Origin of the sequence: Bradyrhizobium mercantei (genome assembly GCF_001982635.1) — a bacterium.
Lineage (GTDB): Bacteria > Pseudomonadota > Alphaproteobacteria > Rhizobiales > Xanthobacteraceae > Bradyrhizobium > Bradyrhizobium mercantei.
The window spans coordinates 325,744-348,719 of the sequence record NZ_MKFI01000003.1; the positions used below are offsets into that span (position 1 = coordinate 325,744).

Annotated in this window: 20 protein-coding genes; 16 read left to right on the forward strand and 4 right to left on the reverse strand. The window is 64.7% G+C overall.

Annotated features, from left to right (window positions below):
- Positions 1-150 precede the first annotated feature (150 nt).
- Positions 151-1,182: an asparaginase gene (locus BI327_RS15080; protein WP_245334816.1), complete on the forward strand. Its 1,032-nt coding sequence runs from the start codon at positions 151-153 to the stop codon at positions 1,180-1,182.
- Positions 1,183-1,186: 4 nt separating this feature from the next.
- On the opposite strand, the gene BI327_RS15085 is transcribed toward BI327_RS15080, so the two are convergent.
- Positions 1,187-1,705, reverse strand: a complete 519-nt coding sequence (locus BI327_RS15085; protein WP_076861189.1) for a sigma factor-like helix-turn-helix DNA-binding protein — start codon at positions 1,703-1,705, stop codon at positions 1,187-1,189.
- Positions 1,706-1,878: 173 nt separating this feature from the next.
- Here BI327_RS15085 and BI327_RS15090 point away from each other — a divergent pair, with 173 nt between their 5' ends.
- From BI327_RS15090 to BI327_RS15110, 5 genes are all read left to right on the forward strand, one after another.
- Positions 1,879-2,859 carry an AraC family transcriptional regulator gene (locus tag BI327_RS15090; RefSeq protein WP_076862152.1) on the forward strand — a complete coding sequence of 327 codons (981 nt, stop codon included), beginning with the start codon at positions 1,879-1,881 and terminating at the stop codon, positions 2,857-2,859.
- Positions 2,860-2,919: 60 nt separating this feature from the next.
- Positions 2,920-3,726: an MBL fold metallo-hydrolase gene (locus BI327_RS15095; protein ID WP_076861191.1), complete on the forward strand. Its 807-nt coding sequence runs from the start codon at positions 2,920-2,922 to the stop codon at positions 3,724-3,726.
- 84 nt (positions 3,727-3,810) lie between these two features.
- Positions 3,811-5,673, forward strand: a complete 1,863-nt coding sequence (gene htpG / locus BI327_RS15100) for a molecular chaperone HtpG (protein ID WP_076861193.1) — start codon at positions 3,811-3,813, stop codon at positions 5,671-5,673.
- Positions 5,674-5,998: 325 nt separating this feature from the next.
- Positions 5,999-7,204 (forward strand): zinc metallochaperone GTPase ZigA, encoded by a 1,206-nt coding sequence (gene zigA, locus BI327_RS15105; RefSeq protein WP_076862153.1) that lies wholly within the window; start codon positions 5,999-6,001, stop codon positions 7,202-7,204.
- 217 nt (positions 7,205-7,421) lie between these two features.
- Positions 7,422-8,570, forward strand: a complete 1,149-nt coding sequence (locus tag BI327_RS15110) for a DUF3095 domain-containing protein (RefSeq protein WP_076861195.1) — start codon at positions 7,422-7,424, stop codon at positions 8,568-8,570.
- 83 nt (positions 8,571-8,653) lie between these two features.
- Here the strand turns inward: BI327_RS15110 and BI327_RS15115 are convergent, their stop codons facing one another.
- From BI327_RS15115 to BI327_RS15125, 3 genes are all read right to left on the reverse strand, one after another.
- Positions 8,654-9,097, reverse strand: coding sequence for a DUF2147 domain-containing protein (locus BI327_RS15115; RefSeq protein WP_076861197.1), 444 nt, complete (start codon positions 9,095-9,097; stop codon positions 8,654-8,656).
- Positions 9,098-9,247: 150 nt separating this feature from the next.
- Positions 9,248-10,633 (reverse strand): MATE family efflux transporter, encoded by a 1,386-nt coding sequence (locus BI327_RS15120; protein ID WP_076861199.1) that lies wholly within the window; start codon positions 10,631-10,633, stop codon positions 9,248-9,250.
- A gap of 134 nt (positions 10,634-10,767) precedes the next feature.
- The gene (locus BI327_RS15125; RefSeq protein WP_076861201.1) at positions 10,768-11,298 is read right to left on the reverse strand and encodes a GNAT family N-acetyltransferase; all 531 of its coding nucleotides are present in this window, start codon (positions 11,296-11,298) and stop codon (positions 10,768-10,770) included.
- A gap of 139 nt (positions 11,299-11,437) precedes the next feature.
- Here BI327_RS15125 and BI327_RS15130 point away from each other — a divergent pair, with 139 nt between their 5' ends.
- The 10 genes from BI327_RS15130 (at position 11,438) to ybgF (ending at position 22,941) form a co-directional block, all read left to right on the forward strand.
- A complete protein-coding gene (locus tag BI327_RS15130; protein ID WP_076861202.1) occupies positions 11,438-12,037 on the forward strand; it encodes a superoxide dismutase in 600 nt (199 codons plus the stop codon).
- 244 nt (positions 12,038-12,281) lie between these two features.
- Positions 12,282-12,668: a fluoride efflux transporter CrcB gene (crcB, locus tag BI327_RS15135; protein WP_028338252.1), complete on the forward strand. Its 387-nt coding sequence runs from the start codon at positions 12,282-12,284 to the stop codon at positions 12,666-12,668.
- Between the two features lie 1,181 nt (positions 12,669-13,849).
- Complete coding sequence (tolQ, locus tag BI327_RS15140) at positions 13,850-14,563, forward strand: protein TolQ (RefSeq protein ID WP_016846954.1); 714 nt, start codon at positions 13,850-13,852, stop codon at positions 14,561-14,563.
- A gap of 43 nt (positions 14,564-14,606) precedes the next feature.
- The gene (locus BI327_RS15145; RefSeq protein WP_016846953.1) at positions 14,607-15,074 is read left to right on the forward strand and encodes a biopolymer transporter ExbD; all 468 of its coding nucleotides are present in this window, start codon (positions 14,607-14,609) and stop codon (positions 15,072-15,074) included.
- A 34-nt stretch (positions 15,075-15,108) separates the two neighbouring features.
- Positions 15,109-16,041 (forward strand): cell envelope integrity protein TolA, encoded by a 933-nt coding sequence (locus tag BI327_RS15150; protein WP_076861204.1) that lies wholly within the window; start codon positions 15,109-15,111, stop codon positions 16,039-16,041.
- 103 nt (positions 16,042-16,144) lie between these two features.
- Positions 16,145-17,437 (forward strand): Tol-Pal system beta propeller repeat protein TolB, encoded by a 1,293-nt coding sequence (gene tolB / locus BI327_RS15155; protein WP_394329864.1) that lies wholly within the window; start codon positions 16,145-16,147, stop codon positions 17,435-17,437.
- Between the two features lie 187 nt (positions 17,438-17,624).
- Positions 17,625-19,955 carry a putative bifunctional diguanylate cyclase/phosphodiesterase gene (locus tag BI327_RS15160; protein ID WP_076861208.1) on the forward strand — a complete coding sequence of 777 codons (2,331 nt, stop codon included), beginning with the start codon at positions 17,625-17,627 and terminating at the stop codon, positions 19,953-19,955.
- A gap of 171 nt (positions 19,956-20,126) precedes the next feature.
- Complete coding sequence (locus tag BI327_RS15165) at positions 20,127-20,858, forward strand: N-acyl amino acid synthase FeeM domain-containing protein (protein ID WP_076861209.1); 732 nt, start codon at positions 20,127-20,129, stop codon at positions 20,856-20,858.
- Between the two features lie 311 nt (positions 20,859-21,169).
- A complete protein-coding gene (gene pal / locus BI327_RS15170; RefSeq protein ID WP_076861211.1) occupies positions 21,170-21,652 on the forward strand; it encodes a peptidoglycan-associated lipoprotein Pal in 483 nt (160 codons plus the stop codon).
- A gap of 248 nt (positions 21,653-21,900) precedes the next feature.
- On the forward strand, positions 21,901-22,941 hold the full coding sequence (gene ybgF, locus BI327_RS15175) for a tol-pal system protein YbgF (RefSeq protein ID WP_076861213.1): 1,041 nt from the start codon (positions 21,901-21,903) through the stop codon (positions 22,939-22,941).
- The last annotated feature ends 35 nt before the right edge of the window (positions 22,942-22,976 follow it).

Consider the following 22,976-nt stretch of genomic DNA (forward strand, 5'->3'; position numbering starts at 1 on the left):
ACGGCGTTTCCGCCGCAAGTTTGTCCATTTCTTGCGCGACAAAACCACGAGTTGTGAGTAGGTAGTTTGTCGCTGGGGGGAGAAATGACGCTGCACTGGCTTCAATCGGCTCGTTCCGCACGTAGCATCATTGGTCTTGCCGCAGCCCTCATGATCGGGCTTGCGTCGCCGGCGACAGCACAACAGGCCTCCGGCACCGCGCTCGCCAGGGTGCTGGTGCTCGGCACCGGCGGCACCATCGCGGGCCAGGCCAATGCGCGCGCCGGCAATGCCTATGATTCAGGCAAGGTCAGCGCGGCGAACCTGATCGCGGCCATTCCGGGCATCGACAGGCTCGCCCAGATCTCGGCCGAACAGATTTCGTCGATCGGCTCGCAGGACATGAACGACAAGGTCTGGTTCGACCTCGTCAAGCGCATCCGCGCGGCAATCGACAACAAGGAGGTCGATGGCGTCGTCATCACCCATGGCACCGACACGATGGAGGAGACCGCGTTCTTCCTGCAAAACGTGCTGGACACCGACATCCCCGTCGTGCTGGTCGGATCGATGCGGCCCTCGACCGCGATCGGCGCCGATGGGCCGGCCAATCTTTACGATGCGATGCGGGTCGCCTCTGCCCCGGAGTCCCGCGGCCGCGGCGTGCTCGTGGTGCTCAACGACACCATCCACGGGGCGAGGTGGGTGCAGAAGACCAATACCACCAGCGTCCAGACATTCCGTTCGCCCGATGTCGGGCCCGTCGGTTATGTCGACACCGGCTCGCTGCGCTTCCTGCAACCGGCCATTCCGGCGAAGGCTGCCAAGCTGAAGCTGCCGGACGCGCCGCCATTGCCGCGGGTCGACATCATCTATTCGCACGCCAACATGGATGCCGCTGAGGTCGAGGATGCGGTCAAGCGCGGCGCCAAGGGCATCGTGCTGGCCGGCGTCGGCGACGGCAACTCGTCGAAAAGCGCGATCGATGCGCTGGCCGCCGCGGCGAAGCAGGGTGTCGTGGTGGTGCGTTCGACCCGGGTCGGCTCGGGCTATGTGAACCGCAACGTCGAAGTCGAGGACGACAAGCTCGGCTTTGCGGTCTCGCTCGATCTCAATCCGCAGAAGGCGCGGGTGTTGCTTGAACTGCTGATCGCGAACGGCGTCACCGAACCCGGTGCGGTTCAGCAGGCGTTCGCGCAGTAGACCGTCAGTTTTGACGCGCCGGCGGGCTTGGCCTGCGGGCCTTGCTCGCGGCTCGCCGCGCCGCGAGCAGCAGGCCGCGGGCTTCCGCGATGCGCGACATCACGGTGGTGACGGGAACGCCAGTGACCTCGGCGATCTCCTTGTAGGAGAGATCGATGATTTCGCGCAGTGCGATGACCTCGCCGAGTGACGCGGGCAGGTCCTCGATCAGTTGACGGATGGTCGGGGTCTCACGCTGTTCCGGCGTTGCCGTCGTGTCGACAGCTGCCTTCGGCGTCGTACGGCCAAGTCTTTCCTCGCAGACGGACTTGAGGATCGCGAGCAGCCACGGCCTGATGGCGCTGCCGCGCAATCCGTCGAACTGGCGCAGTGCGCGCAGATAGCATTCCTGCACGGCCTGTTCGGCGTCCGCCTCGGTTCGCATCAGGATCTGGGCGAATGCATAGGCATCGTCGAGCCATGGCAGCGCGGCGTCACGAAACTGCTGCGCCGTTTTGTTCCCGGCCTCCGCGCTTCGCATCATAGGGTTGCATCTCGTGAATAGCTTTACCGTCAATCGGCGGAGTGGTATCAGGCTCCCCGCCGGAGTCGTGGACCGTCGCGCCAAGCGTAGGGACAGGAACGACATGCCAACGCCGGGCAGCAAGCGATCGATCGTATTGCGTCGTGATCGATCGCGCGTTCGGAGCACGGATCATGTCCGAGACACAGGTGCCCAACCGGTTCTCGATCTTCCATCATGGGCTGGCGAAAGGGCCGGCCTATGAGGCTTGGCGCGAGGGCATTTGCCGCGGCTTCTGCCGGCTCGACGTCGGACCGGCCGACGATAACCGCATCGATTGCCACAACGAGTTCACGCTGCTGCACACGGTCGCGATCGCGACGCCACGCGGCGGCTCGGCGCGCTTCGCCCGGACCCGCGCGCTTCTCGATGACGGCTGTGACGATCTGGTGCTGATCTTCGCGACCCGCGGCAACGTTCAGGTCACGCAAGGCAGCAAGGCGGTCGAGCTCAAGCGCGGGCAGATGTGCCTCACCGAGATGAATATCGTCGGCACCGCCGATCTCACCCAGTCCGGCAGCTTCACGACGACGCGGTTTCCGCGGCGTCTGCTGCTCCAGGTGGCGCCATCGACGGAGACGCAGCTGGCGCGCGTGCTCGGGCGCGATCCGGCCTTGAGCACGATGATCGAACGCTATTCCGCGCTCTGCACCGAGCTTGCCGGCGATCTCGACGTGCCGGGCCAGCAGGTGGCGGCGCATCATCTGGCCGATCTGGTTGGTCTCGTGCTCGGCAGCGGTGCCGAGCAGAAGGAACTGGCCGCACGGGATGGCGTGGCGAAGGCGCGGCTCGATCTGATGAAGGCCGATGTCCTGAAGAATCTCGACAATGGCAAGCTTTCGATCGAGGCGGTCGCAAAGGCGAACGCGCTGAGCACGCGACAGGCGCAGCGCCTGTTTGCCTCCGAAGGGACCACGTTCTCGGAATTCGTCCTCGAGCAGCGGCTGCTGCTGGCGCGCCGGCTGCTGCTGCACGAGCAGGGCGGCGGCCGCAAGATCAGCGACATCGCCTATACCGTCGGCTTCAACGACCTCTCTTATTTCCACCGTTCGTTCCGCCGGAAGTTCGGCATTGCGCCGGCGGAGTTGCAGATGGAACTGGGACGCCGGCATTGAACGCCAGCTGCTGCTGACGTAGATCAAGAGATCAGCTTCATCCCAACGCGGGTGGTGTTAATGCCTCTCTGGACCTGCGAACAATGCGGCGCGCAATTTCCTGAAACCGCTGCGCCGCCGCCGGCTTGCCCGATCTGCGAGGACGAGCGGCAATATGTGAACTGGAAAGGCCAGGCGTGGCTGACCCGCGAGGAACTCGCGCAGCGGCACAGACTGGTCTGGCGCGACGATCTCGGCCTCGTCGGATTGGCGCTCGAGCCGTTCTTTGCAATCGGGCAGCGCGCGCTGCTGGTGCCCGATCGCGGCGGCTGCGTGATGTGGGATTGCGTGCCGCTGGCAACTGCCGAGGCGATCGCGCATGTCAAATCGCTCGGCGGGCTGAAGGCGATCGCGATCTCGCATCCGCATTATTATGGCGCGGTCGCCGACTGGAGCGCGGCGTTCGACGACGCGCCGGTCTATCTGCACGGCGACGATGCGCAATGGGTGACGCGGCCCTACCGGTCGATCGTACCGTGGCAGGGCGACAGCCAGCGCATCTCCGACGACATCCTGCTGGTGCGCGGCGGCGGGCACTTTGCCGGCGCCACCATGCTGCATTGGCGCAACGGCGCCGACGGGCGCGGGGCGCTGTTGACCGGCGACATCGCGATGGTGGCAATGGACCGCCGCTCGGTCAGCTTCATGTATTCCTATCCGAACTACATCCCGCTCAACGCCGAAGCGGTCCGCGGCGTCGCCCGTGCGGTCGCGCCGCTGGCCTTTGATCGGATCTACGGCGCCTGGTGGGGCAAGAACATCGCCTCTGATGCCAGGGCGGCGTTCGACCGTTCGGTGCAGCGCTATCTCACGGCGATCTCGGACTGACGGTTCCCCCGCTCGTCTTGCCACGCGGCGCGATCGCGTTATATCAGGGCTTTCCCGCCACCTCAGGTTTGTCCGAGTTTCCGCATGACCACCACTGCCGCCGCCGAATCCCAGCCGTTCCAGGCCGAGGTTGCCGAATTGCTGCACCTGATGGTGCATTCGGTCTATTCCGAGACCGACATCTTCCTGCGCGAATTGATCTCCAACGCGTCGGACGCCTGCGACAAGCTGCGCTACGAGGCGATCGCCAATCCCGGCCTGATCACCGACGGCACGCCGCCGGAAATCAGGATCGTGCCGAACAAGGCGGCCGACACGCTCGCGGTGATCGATACCGGCATCGGCATGGAGCGTCAGGAGCTGATCGACAATCTCGGCACCATCGCGCGCTCCGGTACCAAATCGTTCCTGTCGAAGCTGACCGAGGCCAAGGACGGCGCCAATCTGATCGGCCAGTTCGGCGTCGGCTTCTATGCCGCCTTCATGGTCGCCGACAGGATCATCGTCACCAGCCGCCGCGCCGGCTCGGACGAGGTCTGGGTGTGGACGTCGGAAGGCGGCAGCGGCTTCGAGATCGCCCCCGCAAGCGAGGAGGCGGCCAGCCGCGTCGCGCGCGGCACCGAGATCGTGCTGCATTTGAAAAAGGACGCCGCCAAATATCTCGAGGCTTACGAGATCGAGCGCATCGTCCGCGAATATTCCGACAACATCCAGTTTCCGATCCTGCTGGTGCCGGAGGAGGGCGAGCCGCGCCAGATCAATTCGGCGAGCGCGCTGTGGCAGCGCTCGAAGTCCGAGCTCACGCCGGAGGATTACGCGCAGGCCTACAAGCAGATCGCGGGCGCGTTCGACGAACCTGCGATGACGCTGCACTACCGCGCCGAGGGCCGGCAGTCCTACGCCGTGCTGCTGTTCGCGCCGTCGCAAAAGCCGTTCGACCTGTTCCAGGTCGAGCGCAAGGGCAAGGTCAAGCTCTATGTCCGCCGCGTCTTCATCGCCGACGATGCCGAGCTGCTGCCGGCCTATCTGCGCTTCATCCGCGGTGTGATCGACAGCGAGGACCTGCCGCTCAACATCTCGCGCGAGATGCTGCAGAACAATCCGCAGCTCGCGCAGATCCGCAAAGCGGTCACCAGCCGCGTCGTCAGCGAGCTCGAGACGCTCGGCGAGAAGGAGCCCGAGACCTTCGCGAAGATCTGGGACGCGTTCGGCCCGGTGATCAAGGAAGGCCTGTGGGAGGATTTCGAGCGCCGCGAGAAGCTGCTGGCGCTGGCGCGCTTTACCACGACGTCGGGCGAGAAGCGTTCGCTGAAGCAAGTTGTCGACGACTTCAAGCCAAACCAGACCGAGATCTATTATCTGGTCGGCGACAGCGTCGAGCGGTTGAAGTCGAACCCGAAGCTGGAATCGGCGCGCGCCCGCGGCATCGAGGTGCTGCTGCTCACCGATCCCGTCGATGCGTTCTGGACCTCGGCGCCGATCGATTTCGGCGGCAAGCCGCTGAAGTCGCTGAGCCAGGGCGATGTCGATTTCGGCCTGATCCCGCTCGCCGACGACAAGGACGACAAGAAGGACGAGCCGGCAGCCGATGCCGCGACCACGATCGCCGTGATCAGGGATGCGCTCGGTGAGCGCGTCTCCGACGTCCGCGCCTCGCAGCGGTTGACCTCGAGCGCGTCGTGCCTGGTCGCCGGCGGCGACGCCCGCGACCGCGCGCTGGAGCGGCTGCTCGCCCAGCAGAACCGCGGCGAGATTACGAAACCGATCCTCGAGATCAATCTGCGCCACCCGCTGGTCGCAGCACTCGCGACCGACACGGCGCAGGCCAGGGATCTCTCGCTTTTGCTGTTCGAGCAAGCGCAGATCCTCGACGGCGAGATGCCCGACGATCCGGCCGCCTTCGCCAGCCGCCTGAACCAGCTCGTGCTGCGCGGCTTGGGGAAGTAGGCGAGACTCGTAACCCCGTCATCCCCGCGCAAAGGCTTCGCCTTTGTCGCTGGAGGTGCGAGCGGAGCGAGCCTCGAAGGATGGACGGCCGAGCTGTCAGAGCGGGGCCGTGCATGCTTCGAGACGGCCGCTGCGCGGCCTCCTCAGCATGACGGATCAAGTGACCTGCGCTCCATCCGGGCTACGCTTTCGTGAATGACGCAAACTGATGGCGCCGCCGGCGCTTGACAATCTGCTCGCCGCTTGATGTTATGTTATAACATTACATAAAGCGAATACCGCATGTCCCGCCGCCGTCTATCCCTCCAGCAACTGTTTGATCTCGATGCAAAAACTCCCCGTCACCATCTTGTCCGGCTTCCTCGGGGCTGGAAAGACCACTTTGCTGAACCACGTCCTGAACAACCGCCACGGCCTGAAGGTTGCGGTGATTGTGAACGACATGAGCGAGGTGAACATCGACGCCGACCTCGTCCGCGATGGCGGTGCGAACCTGTCCCGGACTGACGAAAAACTCGTCGAGATGAGCAATGGCTGCATCTGCTGCACCCTGCGCGACGATCTCCTGAAGGAGGTGCGCGCGCTCGCCGAGAGCGGCCGCTTCGACTATTTGCTGATCGAATCCACCGGGATCTCCGAGCCGCTTCCGGTCGCCGCGACCTTCGAGTTTCGCGACGAGGATGGCCAGAGCCTGTCCGACGTCGCGCGGCTCGACACCATGGTCACGGTGGTCGACGCCGCCAATCTGCTGAAGGACTACGCTTCGACCGATTTCCTCAGCCAGCGCGGCGAGGCGCTCGATGGCGACAAGCGCACGCTGGTCGACCTGCTGGTCGAGCAGATCGAGTTCGCCGATGTCGTGGTGCTGAACAAGATCGATGCCGCGACTCCTGCGCAGCGCGAAGCGGCCCGCACCATCGTGCGCGCGCTGAATCCTGACGCCGACATCATCGATGCCAATTTCGCAACGGTGCCGTTCGACCGCGTGCTCGATACCGGCCGCTTCGACCATGAGCGCGCGCAGCAGCATCCGCTCTGGCACAAGGAACTCTATGGCTTTACCGAGCACGTGCCGGAGACCGAGGAGTACGGCATCAAGAGCTTCGTCTATCGCGCGCGGCGCCCGTTCGATCCAATGCGGTTTCACGGCTTCCTGCGCGAGAGCTGGCAAGGCGTGATCCGCGCCAAGGGCCATTTCTGGATCGCGACGCGCCCGGATTGGTGCGGCGAGCTGAGCCAGGCCGGCGCGATCGTCCGCACCGAAGGCCTCGGCTCGTGGTGGGCGGCGATCCCGCGCGAGCGCTGGCCGGATCATCCCGATTGGAAGCTGATGATGCAGCGGAGCTGGAACGATCTCTACGGCGATCGCCGGCAGGAGCTGGTGTTCATCGGCTCCGGCATGAACGAGGACGACATTCGCCGCCGGCTCGATGCCTGCCTCGTCGCGGGCAAGCCCGGCATGGACCCGCAGGCGTGGGCAACGCTCCGCGATCCGTTTCCGCCATGGCGAAGGGCCGGCGAGGCGGCGTGAAATGATAGAGACACGCCCTCTATCCCCGTCATCCTGAGGAGCGCGAAGCGCGTCTCGAAGGATGAATCGGCCCGGCTGGTGGCCGTCGATCCTTCGAGACGCCGCTTCGCGGCTCCTCAGGATGACGGGACTCCACTCCGGGCTGCGGTTCAAAACCTGCCCCAACCCGCGCCGTATCTGCTAGAGATTCTAGAGGCGGAAACGGTACGGCGTTGCGATGGCTGGCGGCAGCGAGATCTTCTACGGCGGCATTCCGGTGTTTCGCGGTTTCGCGCGCCTGATGGATCCGGCGCTGTATGCGCCGTTGCCCGACGACTGGTCGGTCGGCGTCGCCGATATCGTGGAGTCGACCAAGGCGATCGCGGCGCAGCGCTACAAGGCGGTCAACATGGCCGGCGCCGCGGTGGTCGCTTCCGTCACCAATGCGCTCGATGGCCGCGAATTCCCCTTCGTGTTCGGCGGCGACGGCGCGAGTTTTGCGGTCGCGCCCGCCGATCTCGACAAAGCGCGCGAGGCGCTGGCGGCGACCGCGCGCTGGGTGCACGACGACCTCGATCTGGTGCTGCGGGTGGCGCTGGTGCCGATGGCGGCGATCCGCGCCGCGGGTTTCGACGTGCGCGTCGCGCGCTTCGGGCCGTCGGCCAATCTGTCCTATGCGATGTTCTCCGGCGGCGGGCTGGCTTACGCCGATGCCGCGATGAAGCGCGGTGAGTTCGCCGTCGACCCGGCGCCTGTGGGCACACAGCCCGATCTGTCCGGCCTGTCCTGCCGCTTCGAGGTGATGCCCTCGGCGCGCGGCGTCATCCTCTCGGTGCTGGTGCTGCCGGCAAAGGACGCTGATCCGGCGTCCTTCCGCAAGGTGATCGAAGACCTCGTGGTGCGTATCGAGAAGAGCCCCGACGCCGGACGGCCGGTGCCGCCGGGCGGCCCGCCGCTGCGCTGGCCCCCGCAGGGGATCGAGTATGAAGCGCGCGCGCGGCGCGGCGGCCCGCTTGCGCTGCGGCGGGCCACGGTGCTCGCATTCACGCTGTGGGCCTATACGCTGATGCGGTTCAACATCCCGATCGGCAAGTTCGTGCCGAGGCGCTATGTGCGGCAGGTGGTCGAGAATTCCGACTTCCGCAAATTCGACGACGGCCTGCGCATGATCCTGGATTGCACGCCGGAGCTTGCCGCGGACATCGAGCAGCGCCTTGTCGCCGCAGCCGCGCAACGCGTCGTGCGCTACGGCCTGCACGAGCAGGATGCCGCGATGATGACCTGCTTCACCCCGTCGGTGATGCGCGCCGACCACGTCCACTTCATCGACGGCGCAAGCGGCGGCTACGCCTCGGCCGCAACCGTGCTGAAGACGCGCGCGGCGTAGCAAGGGGTTGCTTTTCTAACCTCTCCCCGCTCTTCTGCGGGGAGAGGTCGGAACGCATCGCGCGACGACGACGCTTGGATCAATCAGCGCCCCACCCGCGACCAGGTCTCGCCGCCGCACAGCGCGCCGACGCAGCCTTCGACGCGCAGCGTGGTCTCGCCGGTCACCGTAATGCTGCTTGCATAGGTGCCGCCATCGTCGGCGTTGTAGATCTGGCCCGACCATTTGCCGGCGGCGACCGGATGCATGCCGGTGAACAGCGGCAGCCCGATGATCGGCCGGTTGGCCAGTGACGGGTTGGGATTCTTGTTATCGACCTGGGGCTTGCCGGTCATCGGGTCGATCGGATCGCGCAGGCTCACCACCACGCCGCAGATGCCGCCGCCGCATTTCGTAACCTTGACGCGGGCATCGCCCGCCTGGGTCTGCCAGACGCCGGCCGGCTCAGGCGCGCCTTGCGCATGCGCGGACGACACGGCGAGTGCCGTCGCAATGATTGCGATCACGAATCCGAGTTTGCAGGCCATGGCTCATTCCCCAAGAAGCCGGCCTGCATAACAAGTCGAAAGATTTCTGCAATGTCATAATCGCGCGATCGAGCGCGCGGTACCCGGAAAATTTTATTGCGTTCTTCCCGGGTCGCCATGCTCAGGCAAGGCTCGGCTGCCTTGCAACGTTTAGCTCCAGCGGGTCAGCCGGATCGAGATGATGGTGGCGAGCCCGAACGCCACCATCGCAGCCCCGACCAGCGCAAATAGCGTCCATGCTGGCGCGCTCACGGTCGCGAGCCACCAGCCGCCGATGCCGACCAGCAGCAGGCGGATGGTCCCGGCCAGCACCGGTCCGCCGACCTTGGCCGCGCCCTGCGAGGAGAAATAAAGGCAGACGCCGACGCCGAAGAAGCCGAAGGCGGGGCCGGCCAGCGCGAAATAGGACGAGGCGGCGGCGGTCACGCCGGGGTCGGTGGTGAACAGTGCAATCCACAGCGTCGGCTTCAGTGCGACAACAAGCCCGACCAGGCCGACGGCCAGCCCGGCGACCGTGCCCGCGGTCCACGCCACCTTGCGGGCCCGCGTGACCAGTCCGGCGCCAATGGCCATGCCGACCATTGGCACCGAGGCGACGCCGACCGCGAACGCGATCGGGATCAGCAGGAATTCCAGCCGCGAGCCCATGCCGTATCCGGCCAGCGTCTCGGTGCCGAAGCCGGCCAGGATCTTGGTGAAGATCAGGATCGTCAGCACGCTTTGCAGCGGCGACAGGCAGGAGATCGCGCCGACCTTGAGGATGTCGAGAAACATCCCGCGCTGGAAGCTGAAGGCGGCGAAGTCGAGCTTCAACCGGCTGCGGCCAGAGGCGAGATACCAGGCGAGGAAGATCGCACCACAGGTGAAGGCGGTGAGCTGTCCTGCCGCGACGCCGCGCATGCCGAGACTTGGTGCCCCGAACAGTCCGAGCCCTAGCACGCCGCCGACCGCGATCTGGATCAGCGATACCGTGATCAGCGTCATCGAGGGAATCCGCATGTCGCCGGTGCCGCGCACCACGGAGGCGAGCGTGTTGACCAGCCAGATCGAGATCGCGCCGGAGAACAGCACCTGCGAGTAATGCAAGGACTGCTCGAGCACGCCGCCGCGTCCACCGAGCAGCGCATAGAAATTGCGGCCGAAGCCCAGCATCATCACGGCGAAGAACAGGCCGAGGCCGACCCCGATGATCGCCGCATGCAGCGCCAGATCGGCGGCACGCGCTCGATCTCCGGCGCCGAGCGCGCGGCTGATCGCCGAGGAGACGCCGCCTCCCATCGCGCCGGCCGACATCATCTGGTTCAGCATCGCGAACGGAAACACCAGCGCGATGCCGGCCAGCGGCTCGGTGCCGAGCCGGCCGATGTAAGAGGTCTCGGCAACCGCGACCAGCGTCGAGCCGAACATCGCGATGGTGTTGGGGATCGCCAGTCGCAGCAGCGTCGGCAGGATCGGTGCGGTCAACAAATGATCGACCGGTACCGCAGGCGCAGCCACGGCGGACCTGACGTCGTCGATCGAGGCTTCAATGGTCATGCGTCGCGGCTCACTTCGCAAGCGGGAGAGGGGCGCACTGCAATTCGACGCCAGTGGACCGGGTTCGTTCAATAAATGATGATCAACATGTTACGGGTTTGAGCTGGTCCTCGCCACCACCGCCCGCGCAGGGGTCACCACGGCAGGCCGCATAGGTCGATCTTGCCCTGGCGCGGCGCACGGACGATGTCGTTGACGAATGGTGCCATCGCCTCGAAGCGGATCTTGCCCGAGGGCTGTTCGCAATGGACTTCGCCGCTGAAGGGATGCCAGCCGCGCGCCTGGTAGAACGCGAAATTGTGCGGCTCGCAGAATAATATTGCAAATTTCACCGCATCATTGGCACGCATGGTGTGCACGGCGGCGTCGAGCGCGAGTGACGCATAGCCGCGCCCCCGGCAATCGGCGCGGGTCGAGACCCCGCCGATGCCGCCGACATGCACCTTGTGGCCGTTCCAGGTGATCGTCCGGAAATAGATACCGACATGGCAGGCGAGCCCGCTGTCGTCGGGCGCGTCGAGCAGCACGCGCAAATCCGCGTGAGCCCATTTGATATCGGCCCAGGTTTTTTTCTCCATGATATCGGGGCTCCAGACCGCCCGGAGCAGCGGCTCGGCGCGCTGCCATGACGCATCTCCGTTGAGAATGTCGATTTCGATGCTCATCGTCCGGGTCCTGAGTGCGGCTTTGGGCTGTGCCGATCTGTCATACACGATCTGAAAATGCGGTGTTTCTCCGCCGTGGAACCTTCTATAAGGGGGACCCGTTAAGTGTAGTCTCCCACCCTCTGTTGGACATTACCCCATGACCTTCACGCTACCCGATCTGCCCTACGCCCACGACGCCCTTGCGCCCTACATGTCCAAGGAAACGCTGGAGTTTCACCACGACAAGCATCACCAGGCCTACGTCACCAACGGCAACAACGCGATCAAGGGGACCGAATTCGAAGGCAAGTCCCTTGAGGAGATCGTGAAGGGCTCGTTCGGCAAGAACGCGGCCGTCTTCAACAATGCCGGCCAGCACTACAACCACCTCCATTTCTGGAAGTGGATGAAGCCGAATGGCGGTGGCAGCAAGCTGCCCGGCCGGCTGGAGAAGAAGATCAACGAGGACCTCGGTGGCTTCGAGAAGTTCAAGACCGATTTCGCCGCCGCCGGCGTCGGCCAGTTCGGCTCCGGCTGGGCCTGGCTGCAGGTCAAGGGCGGCAAGCTCGAGATCGCCAAGACCCCGAACGGCGAGAACCCGCTGGTCCACGGCGCGCTGCCGATCCTCGGCGTCGACGTCTGGGAGCACTCCTACTACATCGACTACCGCAACCGCCGTCCGGACTATCTGAAGGCGTTCGTCGAAAACCTCGTCAACTGGGACTATGTCGACGAGCTGTTCGGCAAGGCCGGCTAAGCGTCGATCGGAATCTTTCGCGCGCCTCTTCACCCTCCCCTGGAGGGGGAGGGTCGACGCGAATGAAATGAGCGGCGGGGTGGGGTGACGGTCTATCCGCACGGCATATTGCCCGTGCCGAGAGATCACCCCACCCCGTTTCGCATTCCGCTTCGCTTCATGCGAACCGACCCTCCCCCTCCAGGGGAGGGTGAGTTTTGAGCAAAGACTGCTCAGGCTTCTCCACACACCAGCGGGGGCATTGGTGGGTAACGCGGCAAGCTATCTTCTGGTGTTCTTCGGCGGCGGTCTCGGCGCGACGCTGCGGCAGCTGATCAACGTCACCTGCGCGCGCTGCATCGGCACCGCATTTCCCTACGGCACCTTCATCATCAACATCACAGGCTCGACCGTGATGGGCCTGATCGCCGGCTATCTCGCCTTCAAGGGCGACGCCTCGCAGCCCTGGCGGCTGTTCCTGATGACCGGCATCCTCGGCGGCTACACCACCTTCTCGGCCTTCTCGCTCGACACCGCACTGCTCTACGAGCGCGGCGAGCTCGGGCTTGCCGTGCTCTATGTGGCGGGCTCGGTGGCGTTGTCGATCGCGGGTCTGTTCGCCGGGCTTGCGATCGTCAGGCATTTGACTTGAGGCAAAGCCTCTCTCCGCCGCCCCGGAATGACGAAGCGCGCCCCATGCCACTGAATTGCCCGACGGGCAACTCAGCAAAAGGCGTCAAGCCCCCACGACAAATATATTTCGCTTTATCCGAAGTATGGCTCGATGCTATAAATCCGAAATCTCGCCCGGCACGAGGGGCGCTTCGCGGTCGTCACGAACGCGGGTCGAGATGCGGTGGACGCCGATTGCGCAACTGACGAGTGCGCATGAGGCGGACGGCGAAGTCGTGTGGTCCTGACGCCCTAATGGCAGGTGTCTCTCGAATTGCGCAGTGCGCGTTGCGGAGACGGTGACAACAAAGCCAAGTCTCGCCGGGGAGAGCACGAAGTAAGCCGTAACCCATCGCGCAGGGAAAGCCGGGTTGTTTCCGGTTACACCTGTGGTCCTACCCCCGTGCTTTCTACCTTTTGCACGGGGCCCATGGGTGCGATCGGCACCCGGCTTTCCCTGCGCCCTCTGATTTCAGAGCGGCGAAACGAAATGCAAAGCTCGGACGATTCATGTCGCGAGAACGCGAAACTGCGTCCCCACCTACAGCTGTCATCGCCCGGCTTGACCGGGCGATCCAGTAACGCCGCGGCCTCTCGGGTCAATAACGACTGCCTCTGGAATACTGGATCGCCCGGTCAAGCCGGGCGATGACACTGAACGTGTTGTTTGACATCTTGAATCGAGACCCATCCTTATCGTCGTCCTGGCGAAAGCCAGGACCCATTACCCCAAATCTCAATTGTTGCGCGACGCTGGGGCCACGGTCCCGCTCATCACCAAATTCGGTGGTTATGGGTCCTGGCTTTCGCCAGGACGACGGCGGGAGGGGCGGGGCGCCAACCATTCCCCCATACCCAGCAATCCGTTCATCCCGGGAACCCGCCAACCGGCTCGGCCGGCGGCATTTCCCGCCTCCAGATTTCCCTTTGGTAACCTCGCCTTAACCATGATTAGCGTTTGGTTAGGGTCGGAATGACGCGTGAAAAGCCCTCGTTTTGACATGTTGGCAGGGGAAGCAGGGCCCGGCTTTGGACGGGCCCCCCATGCGACAGATGTAAGAGGCTCTCGCGCAGTTTTTGCCGCGCCGGGCGCGGCCGTGGAAGGGGTGCCGATTGGGCGGCCCGCCGAATTGGGACACTTGCGTTGAGAGGATATTGCCGATGAATCCCGCCGATGTGGCTCAGTCAACTCTGCCACTGGCATCGAGCGACGTGTCGCTGATCGCGTTGTTTTGGCAGGCCCATTGGGTCGTCAAATGCGTGATGTTGGGACTTCTGTCCTGCTCGGTGTGGGTCTGGGCGATCGCGATCGACAAGATCCTGCTGTACGCCCGCACCAAGCGGGCAATGGACAAGTTCGAACAGGCATTCTGGTCCGGCCAGTCGATCGAGGAGCTCTACCGGGCGCTCTCGGCCAAGCCGACCCAGTCGATGGCGGCCTGTTTCGTGGCGGCGATGCGGGAGTGGAAGCGCTCCTTCGAGAGCCAGTCGCGGTCGTTTGCCGGCCTGCAGGCCAGAATCGAGAAGGTCATGAACGTCTCGATCGCCCGGGAGGTGGAACGGCTGGAACGCCGGCTGCTGGTGCTGGCGACCGTAGGCTCGGCGGGCCCGTTTGTGGGCCTGTTCGGCACCGTCTGGGGCATCATGTCGAGCTTCCAGTCGATCGCGGCCTCGAAAAACACCTCCTTGGCGGTGGTGGCGCCCGGTATCGCGGAAGCGCTGTTCGCCACCGCAATCGGCCTGATTGCCGCAATTCCGGCGACTATTTTCTACAATAAGTTCACTTCGGAGGTGAACCGGCAGGCCGCGCGCCTGGAGGGGTTCGCCGACGAGTTCTCGGCCATCCTGTCGCGTCAGATCGACGAGCGGGGCTGAGACTGGTGATGGTCACGATGGTCACTCTTGTGAGCGCACGATCATGGCGATGAGCATGGCAGGGTCCGGCGGTGGCAGACGCCGCCGCGGCGGGCGCAAGCCGGTCATGGCCGAGATCAACGTCACGCCGATGGTCGACGTGATGCTGGTGCTGCTGATCATCTTCATGGTGGCGGCGCCGCTGATGACGTCGAACATCGACATCGACCTGCCGGTCGCGAGCGGCGGCAAGTCGATCTCGTCGAACCAGCCGCCGCTGACATTGTCGGTCAAGCGCACCGGCGGCGGCTGCAACTCGAATGTCGAGCTCTATCTGGGTGATGCGCCGGTCACGGCCGCCGATTTTCCGGCCAAGATCAAGGCGATCGGAGACGCCCGGTCGGATGCCGAAAAAGTGGTCTATCTGCGCGGCGACAAGGACGTCTGTTACACGGATATGATGAAACTGCTCGGGGAAGTCCGGGCCGCGGGATTCAAGGCGAATATCGTCATCATCCCGGAAGGCGGATAACCACCATGTGCGGCAAGGCACGGGGAAGCCTGATTTGAAGGTCAAGGTCGACAAGACTCTGGCGGCATCGATTGTCCTGCACGTCCTCGTGATCGGGTGGGGCCTCGTGTCGTGGTCGACCAAGGCGTACGTGATGCCTGAAGAGGAATCCGTTGCCGTAGACGTGATCTCGCCCGACCAACTCTCTCATGTCATGGCCGGCCAGAAGGACGGCAAGAAGGAAAATCCCAAGCCGCTGGTCGACAAGGTCGCCGAGGCCAAGCCGGTCGACGACACCGTCGGCAAGGTCGAGGAGAAGAAGCCGCCGGTCGTGACCGACACCGCGCCGCAGCCGGCACCGAAGGTGGAGAAGCCGGAAGACAAGAAGCCGGATCCACCGAAGAAGGTCGAGAACAAGCCAAAGGAAGAGCCGAAGCCGGTCGAGAAGAAGCCCGACCCGGTGAAGCCTGACCCGATCGCCGAAGCGATCAAGAAGGAAGAGAAGAAGCCGCCGCCGAAGCCGGTGCAGCAGGCCGCCAAGCCGCCGCCGGAGCAGAAGCCGAAGGATCGCGTGTTCGACCAGAGCAAGATCGCAGCCCTGCTCGACAAGCGCGACCCGACGCGCGCCGCCGCGACCGGCGATGCGCTGAACGCCAACGCGGCGCTCGGCACGGCAAAGGGCAAGGCTGCCGACAACTCCGCGACCTGGGGCGCGATGTTCCGACAGCAGGTCGAACGCTGCTGGAAAAAGCCTTACGGCGGGATCGAGGCGCAGATGGCGGAGGCCGTGTTCTCAATCCATTTGAAGCGCGACGGCACGCTGGAAGGCATGCCGGTCGTGGTGGGAACGGCGAAGACGCCCTATCTTCGGGTGTATCAGGAGAGCGGCTTGCGCGCGATCATCGAGTGCCAGCCCTATCGATTGCCTCCAGGTTTCTTTGAGGAGTGGCAGTTCTTCGAGCCGGCCTTTACCGAGAGGCAGAGCTGAAAATGCGCGCCACCGTTTACGAGCATGAGTTCGAGCGATGATTGACAAGACCCGATTGCCTGAAACGCTATTCCGTCCGAGCCGCCGGCAGATCCTGTCTGGAATGGCGTCCGCCGGCGCGATGCTGAGCGGGCTCACCGGCCCTGCATTCGCTCAAAAGCGGATCACCATCACCGAAGGCGAGTTCGCGCCGGTGCCGATCGCAATCCCGAACTTCGCCGCCGGAACACCCGGTGACGCCGAGGTCGGCGTCGGCGTCACCCAGGTGATCACCAACAATCTGAAGCGCAGCGGATTGTTCGCGCCGATCGATCAGGCCGCCTATCTCGAGAAGCAGATCAACATCGACGCGGCGCCGAACTTCAACAACTGGAAGAGCATCAACGCGCAGGCGCTGGTGACCGGCCGGATGACGCGCCAGGGCAACGGGCGGGTGAAGGCGGAATTCCGGCTCTGGGACGTCAACACCGGCCAGCAGCTCGCCGGCCAGCAGTACGATACCTCGGCCGAATATTGGCGCCGTATCGCCCACATCATCTCCGACCAGATCTACGAGCGGATGACCGGCGAGAAGGGCTATTTCGATACCCGCGTCGTGTTCGTCGACGAGAGCGGCCAGGCGGATCGCCGCGTCAAGCGCCTCGCCCTGATGGACCAGGACGGTGCCAATGTGCGCTATCTGACCCGCGGCTCGGATCTCGTGCTGACGCCGCGCTTCTCGCCGTCGACCCAGGAAATCACCTATATGGAGTTCGGGCAGGGCGACCCGCGCGTCTATCTGCTCAACATCGAGACCGGCCAGCGCGAGATCGTCGGCAACTTCCCGGGCATGTCGTTCTCGCCGCGCTTCTCGCCGGACGGCCAGCGCGTCATCATGAGCCTGCAGCAGGGCGGCAACTCCAACCTGTTCGTGATGGATCTGCGCTCGAAGTCGATGACGCGGCTGACCGATACGCCGGCGATCGATACCTCGCCGTCCTATGCGCCCGACGGCACGCGGCTGTGCTTCGAATCCGATCGCGGCGGCAAGCCGCAGATCTACGTGATGCCGGCAACCGGCGGCGGGGCGCAGCGCATCTCGTTCGGCGACGGCACCTATTCGACGCCGGTGTGGTCGCCGCGCGGCGACTATATCGCCTTCACCAAGCAGGGCGGCGGGCAGTTCGCGATCGGCATCATGAAGCCGGACGGCTCGGGCGAGCGCATCCTGACCTCGGGCTTCCACAATGAAGGCCCGACGTTTGCGCCGAACGGGCGCGTCGTGATGTTCTTCCGCGATCCCGGCGGCAACAGCGGCCCGTCGCTGTTCACCATCGACGTCTCCGGACGCAACGAGCTGCGGGTTCCGACCCCCGGTTTTGCCTCCGATCCGGCCTGGTCGCCGCTGTTGTCGTGAGCCGCTGCAGACCGCCTCCGGGGAACCCCGGGGACGGTCGGCACTTCTTACCTAGCGCACGGAAACTTATGGTGAATTTCGGACGCAGCGGGTTCCCGGCAACAACTCGCTAACGATGTTCCCTCAGAAAGACTTCACCTGCGACCGCTAGAACTACGCAGCCGGAAAGGGACGCGTACGTCTGCAGATGCAGTTGGTTGATCAGAAACGACGAGGCAGCCAGGACGAGCTGGAGCGGGTGCTCTACGCTGCTCTCGTGGATTCGATGCGCCAGAACTTCTGGGCGATGTTCCTCGGCAGCGTCGCCACCGCCTTTGCCGCCGTGATGACGGCACTCAAGACCGGCAATCCGCTGCTGTGGCCGTTCGCCTTCCTGATCATCGCCATCGGCACCGCGCGCGCGATCTGGATGCGCAAATACGACGAGGGCCAGGGCGGCGGGCTGACCTACGAGGAAGCCAAGGTCTGGGCGCCGCGCTACTCGATCGGTGCGATCGTCTACGCCTTGGTGCTCGGCGCCTGGTGCTTCGTCACCATCCTCGGCAGCGATGATGCGATCGCCCATATGCTCTGCGTCGCGGTGACGGTCGGCTACACCGCCGGCGGTGCTGCCCGCAACTACGGGCGGCCGCGGCTGCTCCAGCTCCATGTGCTGGTCGCCTGCGGGCCGATGTCGCTCGCCCTGGCGCTGCATGGCGACTTCTACTATGTCGGGCTTGCGACCCTGCTGGTCCTGTTCTTCCTCGGCCTGAAAGGCATCAACCTCAGCCTGCATGCGATCTTCGTCAAGGCGCTGACCGCGAGCTTCCGCGAGGCGGCGCTGGCGCATCAGTTCGATACCGCGCTCAACAACATGCCGCACGGCCTGTGCATGTTCCGCGCCGACGGACGCCTTGCGGTGATGAACCACCGCTTCATCGAGATGATGCAGCTGTCGGACGACTTCGTGCAGCGCGGCGCCAGCGCGACCGATATCTGCAATGCCTGCGTGCTGTCGGGCGCGATCTCGGCCGCGGCCGCGCAACAGATCCTGTACGAGATCGAGAGCTCGCAGCGCGGCGACATCGTCACCAGCGATCCCGATCCGGCGCAGAACCGGTCGCTGGACTGGACGTTCCAGCCGATGGCCGGCGGCGGCACGGTGTTGCTGGTCGAGGACATCACCGAGCGCAAGGACGCCGAGGCCCGGATCAGCCACCTCGCGCGCTACGACGAACTGACCGCGCTGCCCAACCGCGTCAACTTCCGCGACGAGATCGGCCGGCTGCTCTCCATGCAGCACGGCGAACATCGTTCCGCATTGCTGTTCGTCGACCTCGACCAGTTCAAGCAGGTCAACGATACGCTCGGCCATCCCTGCGGCGACCAGCTGCTCTGCGCGGTCGCCGAGCGGCTGCGCGAGATGCTGCGTCCGGAGGATTTCGTGGCGCGGTTCGGCGGCGACGAGTTCGTCGTGTTCCAGCAGAACATCCACTCGCATGAGGACGCCGCCGCACTGGCGCGGCGCATCGTCGACCGGCTCAGCGAGCGCTACAAGATCGACAACCATCTGGTCGAGATCGGCGCCAGCGTCGGCATCGCGATGACCGCGCCGGGCGTCGGTGCCGACACGCTCTTGAAGAACGCCGACATGGCGCTGTACCGCGCCAAGGCCGACGGCCGCGGCACCTTCTGCTTCTTCCGCGACGAGATGGCGCAGACCGTCGAGGCCCGCCGTATCCTCGAGCTCGACCTGCGCAAGGCGCTCGCCAACGAGGAATTCGAGCTGTTCTACCAGCCGCTGATCAACCTGAAGTCCGGCAAGGTGAGCACCTGCGAGGCGTTGCTGCGCTGGAACCATCCGGCGCGCGGCACGGTCTCTCCGGTCGACATCATTCCGGTCGCCGAGGACATGGGCCTGATCGTCGATCTCGGCCGCTGGATCCTGCGTAAGGCCTGCATGGAATGCATGAAATGGCCCGAGGCGGTCAGCGTCGCGGTCAACTTCTCGCCGCAGCAGTTCCATCAGCGCGACGTGCTGAGCGAGGTCCGCTATGCGCTCGAGGTGTCCGGCCTGCCGGCGCACCGGCTCGAGATCGAGATCACCGAATCCTCGCTGCTGCACAATACCGAGCTGACCCACGACGTGCTGTCGCAATTGCGCTCGCTCGGCGTGCGGATCTCGCTGGACGATTTCGGCACCGGCTACTCGTCGCTCAGCTATTTGCACAATTTCCCGCTGCAGAAGGTCAAGATCGACCGTTCCTTCCTCGAAGGCATCGACAGCGATCGTCCGCTGACCCTGCTGCGCGGCGTGGCACGGCTCTCTGCGGATCTCGGCATGTCGGTGGTCGTCGAGGGCATCGAGACCAACGAGCAACTCGAGCTGATCAGCGCCGACGGCGCGGTGACCGAAGCACAGGGATACCTGTTCAGCCGGCCGGTTCCCGCGGTGCGCATCCGCCAGTTGCTCAATGCCTCGCACGGCCGGCGGACCGACGAGCAGCTGCACGTGGTTCCCTCGCGCTCGATCGCGTGAGCCGCCAGAATACCTTCAATCGATAGTTGCGAGAGCCTTCGGTTGCACGATTCGAAATGCACCCTTGCGGGCGGAGGTTAACTGTATTGCCTCGATTGCTTTGACGAAAATTAAGAAGCTGTTAAGGTTTTAGGCAGCTCGCAAAAGTTGTCGTAAATTCCGGAGTAGTTCATGAGGTCCCATGTGGTTGCGCCGCGCGCTTTTTCGCGGGGCCCCGAGCTGCTCGACCAGGTTGACTACCGCCTCGCCCAAACGCCGGCAGAAAAGGAAGAGATCTACAACCTGCGTTACCGTGCCTATCTGCGCGAAGGCGCGGTGAAGGAATCCGCGGAGCAGCGGGTCACCGATCAGTATGATGATCTGGAGAATTCGTGGACCTTCGGCGTTTATCTCGACGGCGAGCTGTCCAGCTCGGTTCGCATCAGCGTGCTGACGAACCAATGGCGCGAGTCGTGCTCTGCTGAGGCGTTCGGCGAGATCCTGCATCCGAAACTCGATCGCAATGACGTCATCATCGATCCGGCGCGGTTTGTAGCGGATCCCGATCGGGCCCGGCGCTCGCCGGAACTGCCCTATGTCACCGTCCGCCTCGCTTATATGGCGTGTGAGTATTTCAGCGCCGATCTGGGGCTGGCGATCGTTCGCCCCGAGCACCAGGCGTTCTACCGTCGCGTCTTCTTCCACGAGACCATCGCCGAGCCGCGCCTGTTCCCGGGCCTGCTCAAGCCGGTCGGCCTGATGGCGGCGGACTTCCCCACCATGCGCGACAAGGTGTTCACTCGCTACCCGATGATGCGCTCGTCGGCGTTCGAGCGCCGCATGCTGTTCGAGCGCGAGCATCACATGCTTGAGCAGCCGACGATCGACCGATTCGAGCGCCCTTCGATCGTGCCGCATTCCTGATCGGGAATCAGCCGGCCGCCATCCTGTCGCTGCCGCCGGTCTCGCGTTCCGAATCCGCAACTTTCTGTCGCCGGCTGGCCACGGACGGCGGCAAAATTGCCGTCGTGCGAAATGGTTCCCGCGAACCTTGCCTTCCCTTCACCATCGCGCCACATTTGCCACCCATTAACCATCGGGGGCGCTTTTCGCCATTGCCTGGCATTTGATGGGGTCCAGCAAGGTCTCGTCAAGGTTGACGGAACGTTCGCTTAACCATCGCCCTGTAGACCGATTGGGTAGTACGAAGAGCGTGAGCGTGGAGGCTCCGGGAAATGAATTATCTCCAGGGTATGAAGCTGGTTGCGGTTCTGGCGGTGGCGCTGTCGATGGGCGCCTGCGCCAACAAGAACGGCTTGGGTGCCGATGGCGCGATGGCGAGTGCCGCGACTCCGGGCAGCCAGCAGGATTTCGTGGTCAATGTCGGCGACCGCGTGTTCTTCGAGAGCGATCAGACCGATCTCAGCCCGCAGGCGACGGCGACCCTCGACAAGCAGGCGCAGTGGCTGCAGACCTACAACCGTTACTCCTTCACCATCGAAGGACATGCCGACGAGCGCGGCACGCGCGAATACAACATCGCGCTCGGCGCTCGCCGCGCCCAGTCGGTTCGCTCCTACCTGGCCTCGCGCGGCATCGATCCGAGCCGCATGCGCACCATCTCCTACGGCAAGGAACGCCCGGTCGCGGTCTGTAACGACATCTCGTGCTGGTCGCAGAACCGCCGCGCCGTCACCGTGCTGAACGCCAGCTCCTGACGCGACCCCGGATGGATTTTTCAAACCGGCGCCTTCGGGCGCCGGTTTTGTTTTGGCTGCGCGAAAGCCCGAGCCGCCGTCATCAAGATGAACGAAGCTGCGCCCAATTGGCCGCTTGCTTGTTCCACCGTCCGTACTAAACCGGTATCCGCGACGCTGTCCCGGATTTGAAGTGCCAGTCACAATTCCGGCGTACTCCGTCCCTCAATGTCGCTCGCTTTTCACGTCGATCTCGTCGTCAGGGCAAAATGTCATCCAGGCTTCATTTTCTTTCCTCCGCCGCGGCGATCGCGGCGTTGTTCGCCGTTTCCACACCAGTGTTTGCCCAGTCCGACGATTCCGATGCCGAAATGCGGATCGAGCGGCTCGAGAACCAACTGCGGCAGCTGACCGGCCAGAACGAGGAACTGCAGTACCGCAACCGGCAGCTCGAGGAGCGCCTGCGCCAGCTTGGCGGCCAGCCGCCCGGCTCTCCTGGACAGGCTCCGGCGGGCCAACCCAATGTCGCGGCGGTGCCGCCGGCGCAGCAGCCCCAGGCCTACCCGCAAGCGCAGCCGGGCTACGCCCAGCCGCAGCAGGGCTACCCCCAGCCCCAGCAAGGCTATGGCCGGCAGCAGGGCGGCTATGACCAGCAGCAGATCGCCACGCCCGCGCCGATCGTGCAGGAGCCGGCACCGGCCGCCGCTCCCGGCCGCCGCGGTCGCGGCGATGCCTTCGATCCGAACCAGAACCCGAATGCCCCGGGCGTGCCGCGCGCGCTCGGCGGCGGCCAGATGCCGATGCCGAGCGATGCGCAGGTCGGTGTGCCCGGCAGCCGCGGGGCGGGCGAGCCGCTCGATCTCGGCAATGCCGGCCCGCAGCGCGCCCCCGGCGCGAGCGCGGCGCTGACCACATTGCCGCCGTCGGCGACGCCGAAGGACGAGTTCGACCTCGGCATCGGCTACATGCAGCGCAAGGACTATGCGCTCGCCGAAGAGACCATGAAGAACTTTGCCCAGAAGTACCCGAGCGATCCCTTGGTGGCCGACTCGCAATACTGGCTCGGCGAAAGCTATTTCCAGCGCCAGCAATATCGCGACGCGGCCGAAACCTTCCTCGGCGTGACCACCAAGTTCGACAAGTCCGCGAAGGCGCCCGATGCGTTGCTGCGGCTCGGCCAGTCGCTGGCGGCGCTGAAGGAAAAGGAAGCCGCCTGCGCCGCGTTCGGCGAGATCACGCGCAAGTATCCGCGCGCGTCCGGCGGGGTCAAAGCTGCGGTTGACCGCGAGCAGAAGCGCGTGAAGTGCTAAACCGGCAAGGGGAGGCCGCTTCGGCCTTTCCCGCG

Excerpts from the sequence above, each read along its gene's own strand:
- BI327_RS15095 (WP_076861191.1), top strand. The coding sequence starts at position 2,920 with ATGCCTCTCTGGACCTGCGAACAATGCGGCGCGCAATTTCCTGAAACC.
- htpG (WP_076861193.1), top strand. The coding sequence starts at position 3,811 with ATGACCACCACTGCCGCCGCCGAATCCCAGCCGTTCCAGGCCGAGGTT.
- BI327_RS15160 (WP_076861208.1), top strand. The coding sequence starts at position 17,625 with ATGCAGTTGGTTGATCAGAAACGACGAGGCAGCCAGGACGAGCTGGAG.
- BI327_RS15080 (WP_245334816.1), top strand. The coding sequence starts at position 151 with ATGATCGGGCTTGCGTCGCCGGCGACAGCACAACAGGCCTCCGGCACC.
- ybgF (WP_076861213.1), top strand. The coding sequence starts at position 21,901 with ATGTCATCCAGGCTTCATTTTCTTTCCTCCGCCGCGGCGATCGCGGCG.
- BI327_RS15110 (WP_076861195.1), top strand. The coding sequence starts at position 7,422 with ATGGCTGGCGGCAGCGAGATCTTCTACGGCGGCATTCCGGTGTTTCGC.
- BI327_RS15120 (WP_076861199.1), bottom strand. The coding sequence starts at position 10,633 with ATGACCATTGAAGCCTCGATCGACGACGTCAGGTCCGCCGTGGCTGCG.
- BI327_RS15090 (WP_076862152.1), top strand. The coding sequence starts at position 1,879 with ATGTCCGAGACACAGGTGCCCAACCGGTTCTCGATCTTCCATCATGGG.
- BI327_RS15145 (WP_016846953.1), top strand. The coding sequence starts at position 14,607 with ATGGCGATGAGCATGGCAGGGTCCGGCGGTGGCAGACGCCGCCGCGGC.
- tolQ (WP_016846954.1), top strand. The coding sequence starts at position 13,850 with ATGAATCCCGCCGATGTGGCTCAGTCAACTCTGCCACTGGCATCGAGC.
- BI327_RS15165 (WP_076861209.1), top strand. The coding sequence starts at position 20,127 with ATGAGGTCCCATGTGGTTGCGCCGCGCGCTTTTTCGCGGGGCCCCGAG.
- zigA (WP_076862153.1), top strand. The coding sequence starts at position 5,999 with ATGCAAAAACTCCCCGTCACCATCTTGTCCGGCTTCCTCGGGGCTGGA.
- pal (WP_076861211.1), top strand. The coding sequence starts at position 21,170 with ATGAATTATCTCCAGGGTATGAAGCTGGTTGCGGTTCTGGCGGTGGCG.
- BI327_RS15115 (WP_076861197.1), bottom strand. The coding sequence starts at position 9,097 with ATGGCCTGCAAACTCGGATTCGTGATCGCAATCATTGCGACGGCACTC.
- BI327_RS15125 (WP_076861201.1), bottom strand. The coding sequence starts at position 11,298 with ATGAGCATCGAAATCGACATTCTCAACGGAGATGCGTCATGGCAGCGC.
- tolB (WP_394329864.1), top strand. The coding sequence starts at position 16,145 with ATGGCGTCCGCCGGCGCGATGCTGAGCGGGCTCACCGGCCCTGCATTC.
- BI327_RS15130 (WP_076861202.1), top strand. The coding sequence starts at position 11,438 with ATGACCTTCACGCTACCCGATCTGCCCTACGCCCACGACGCCCTTGCG.
- BI327_RS15085 (WP_076861189.1), bottom strand. The coding sequence starts at position 1,705 with ATGATGCGAAGCGCGGAGGCCGGGAACAAAACGGCGCAGCAGTTTCGT.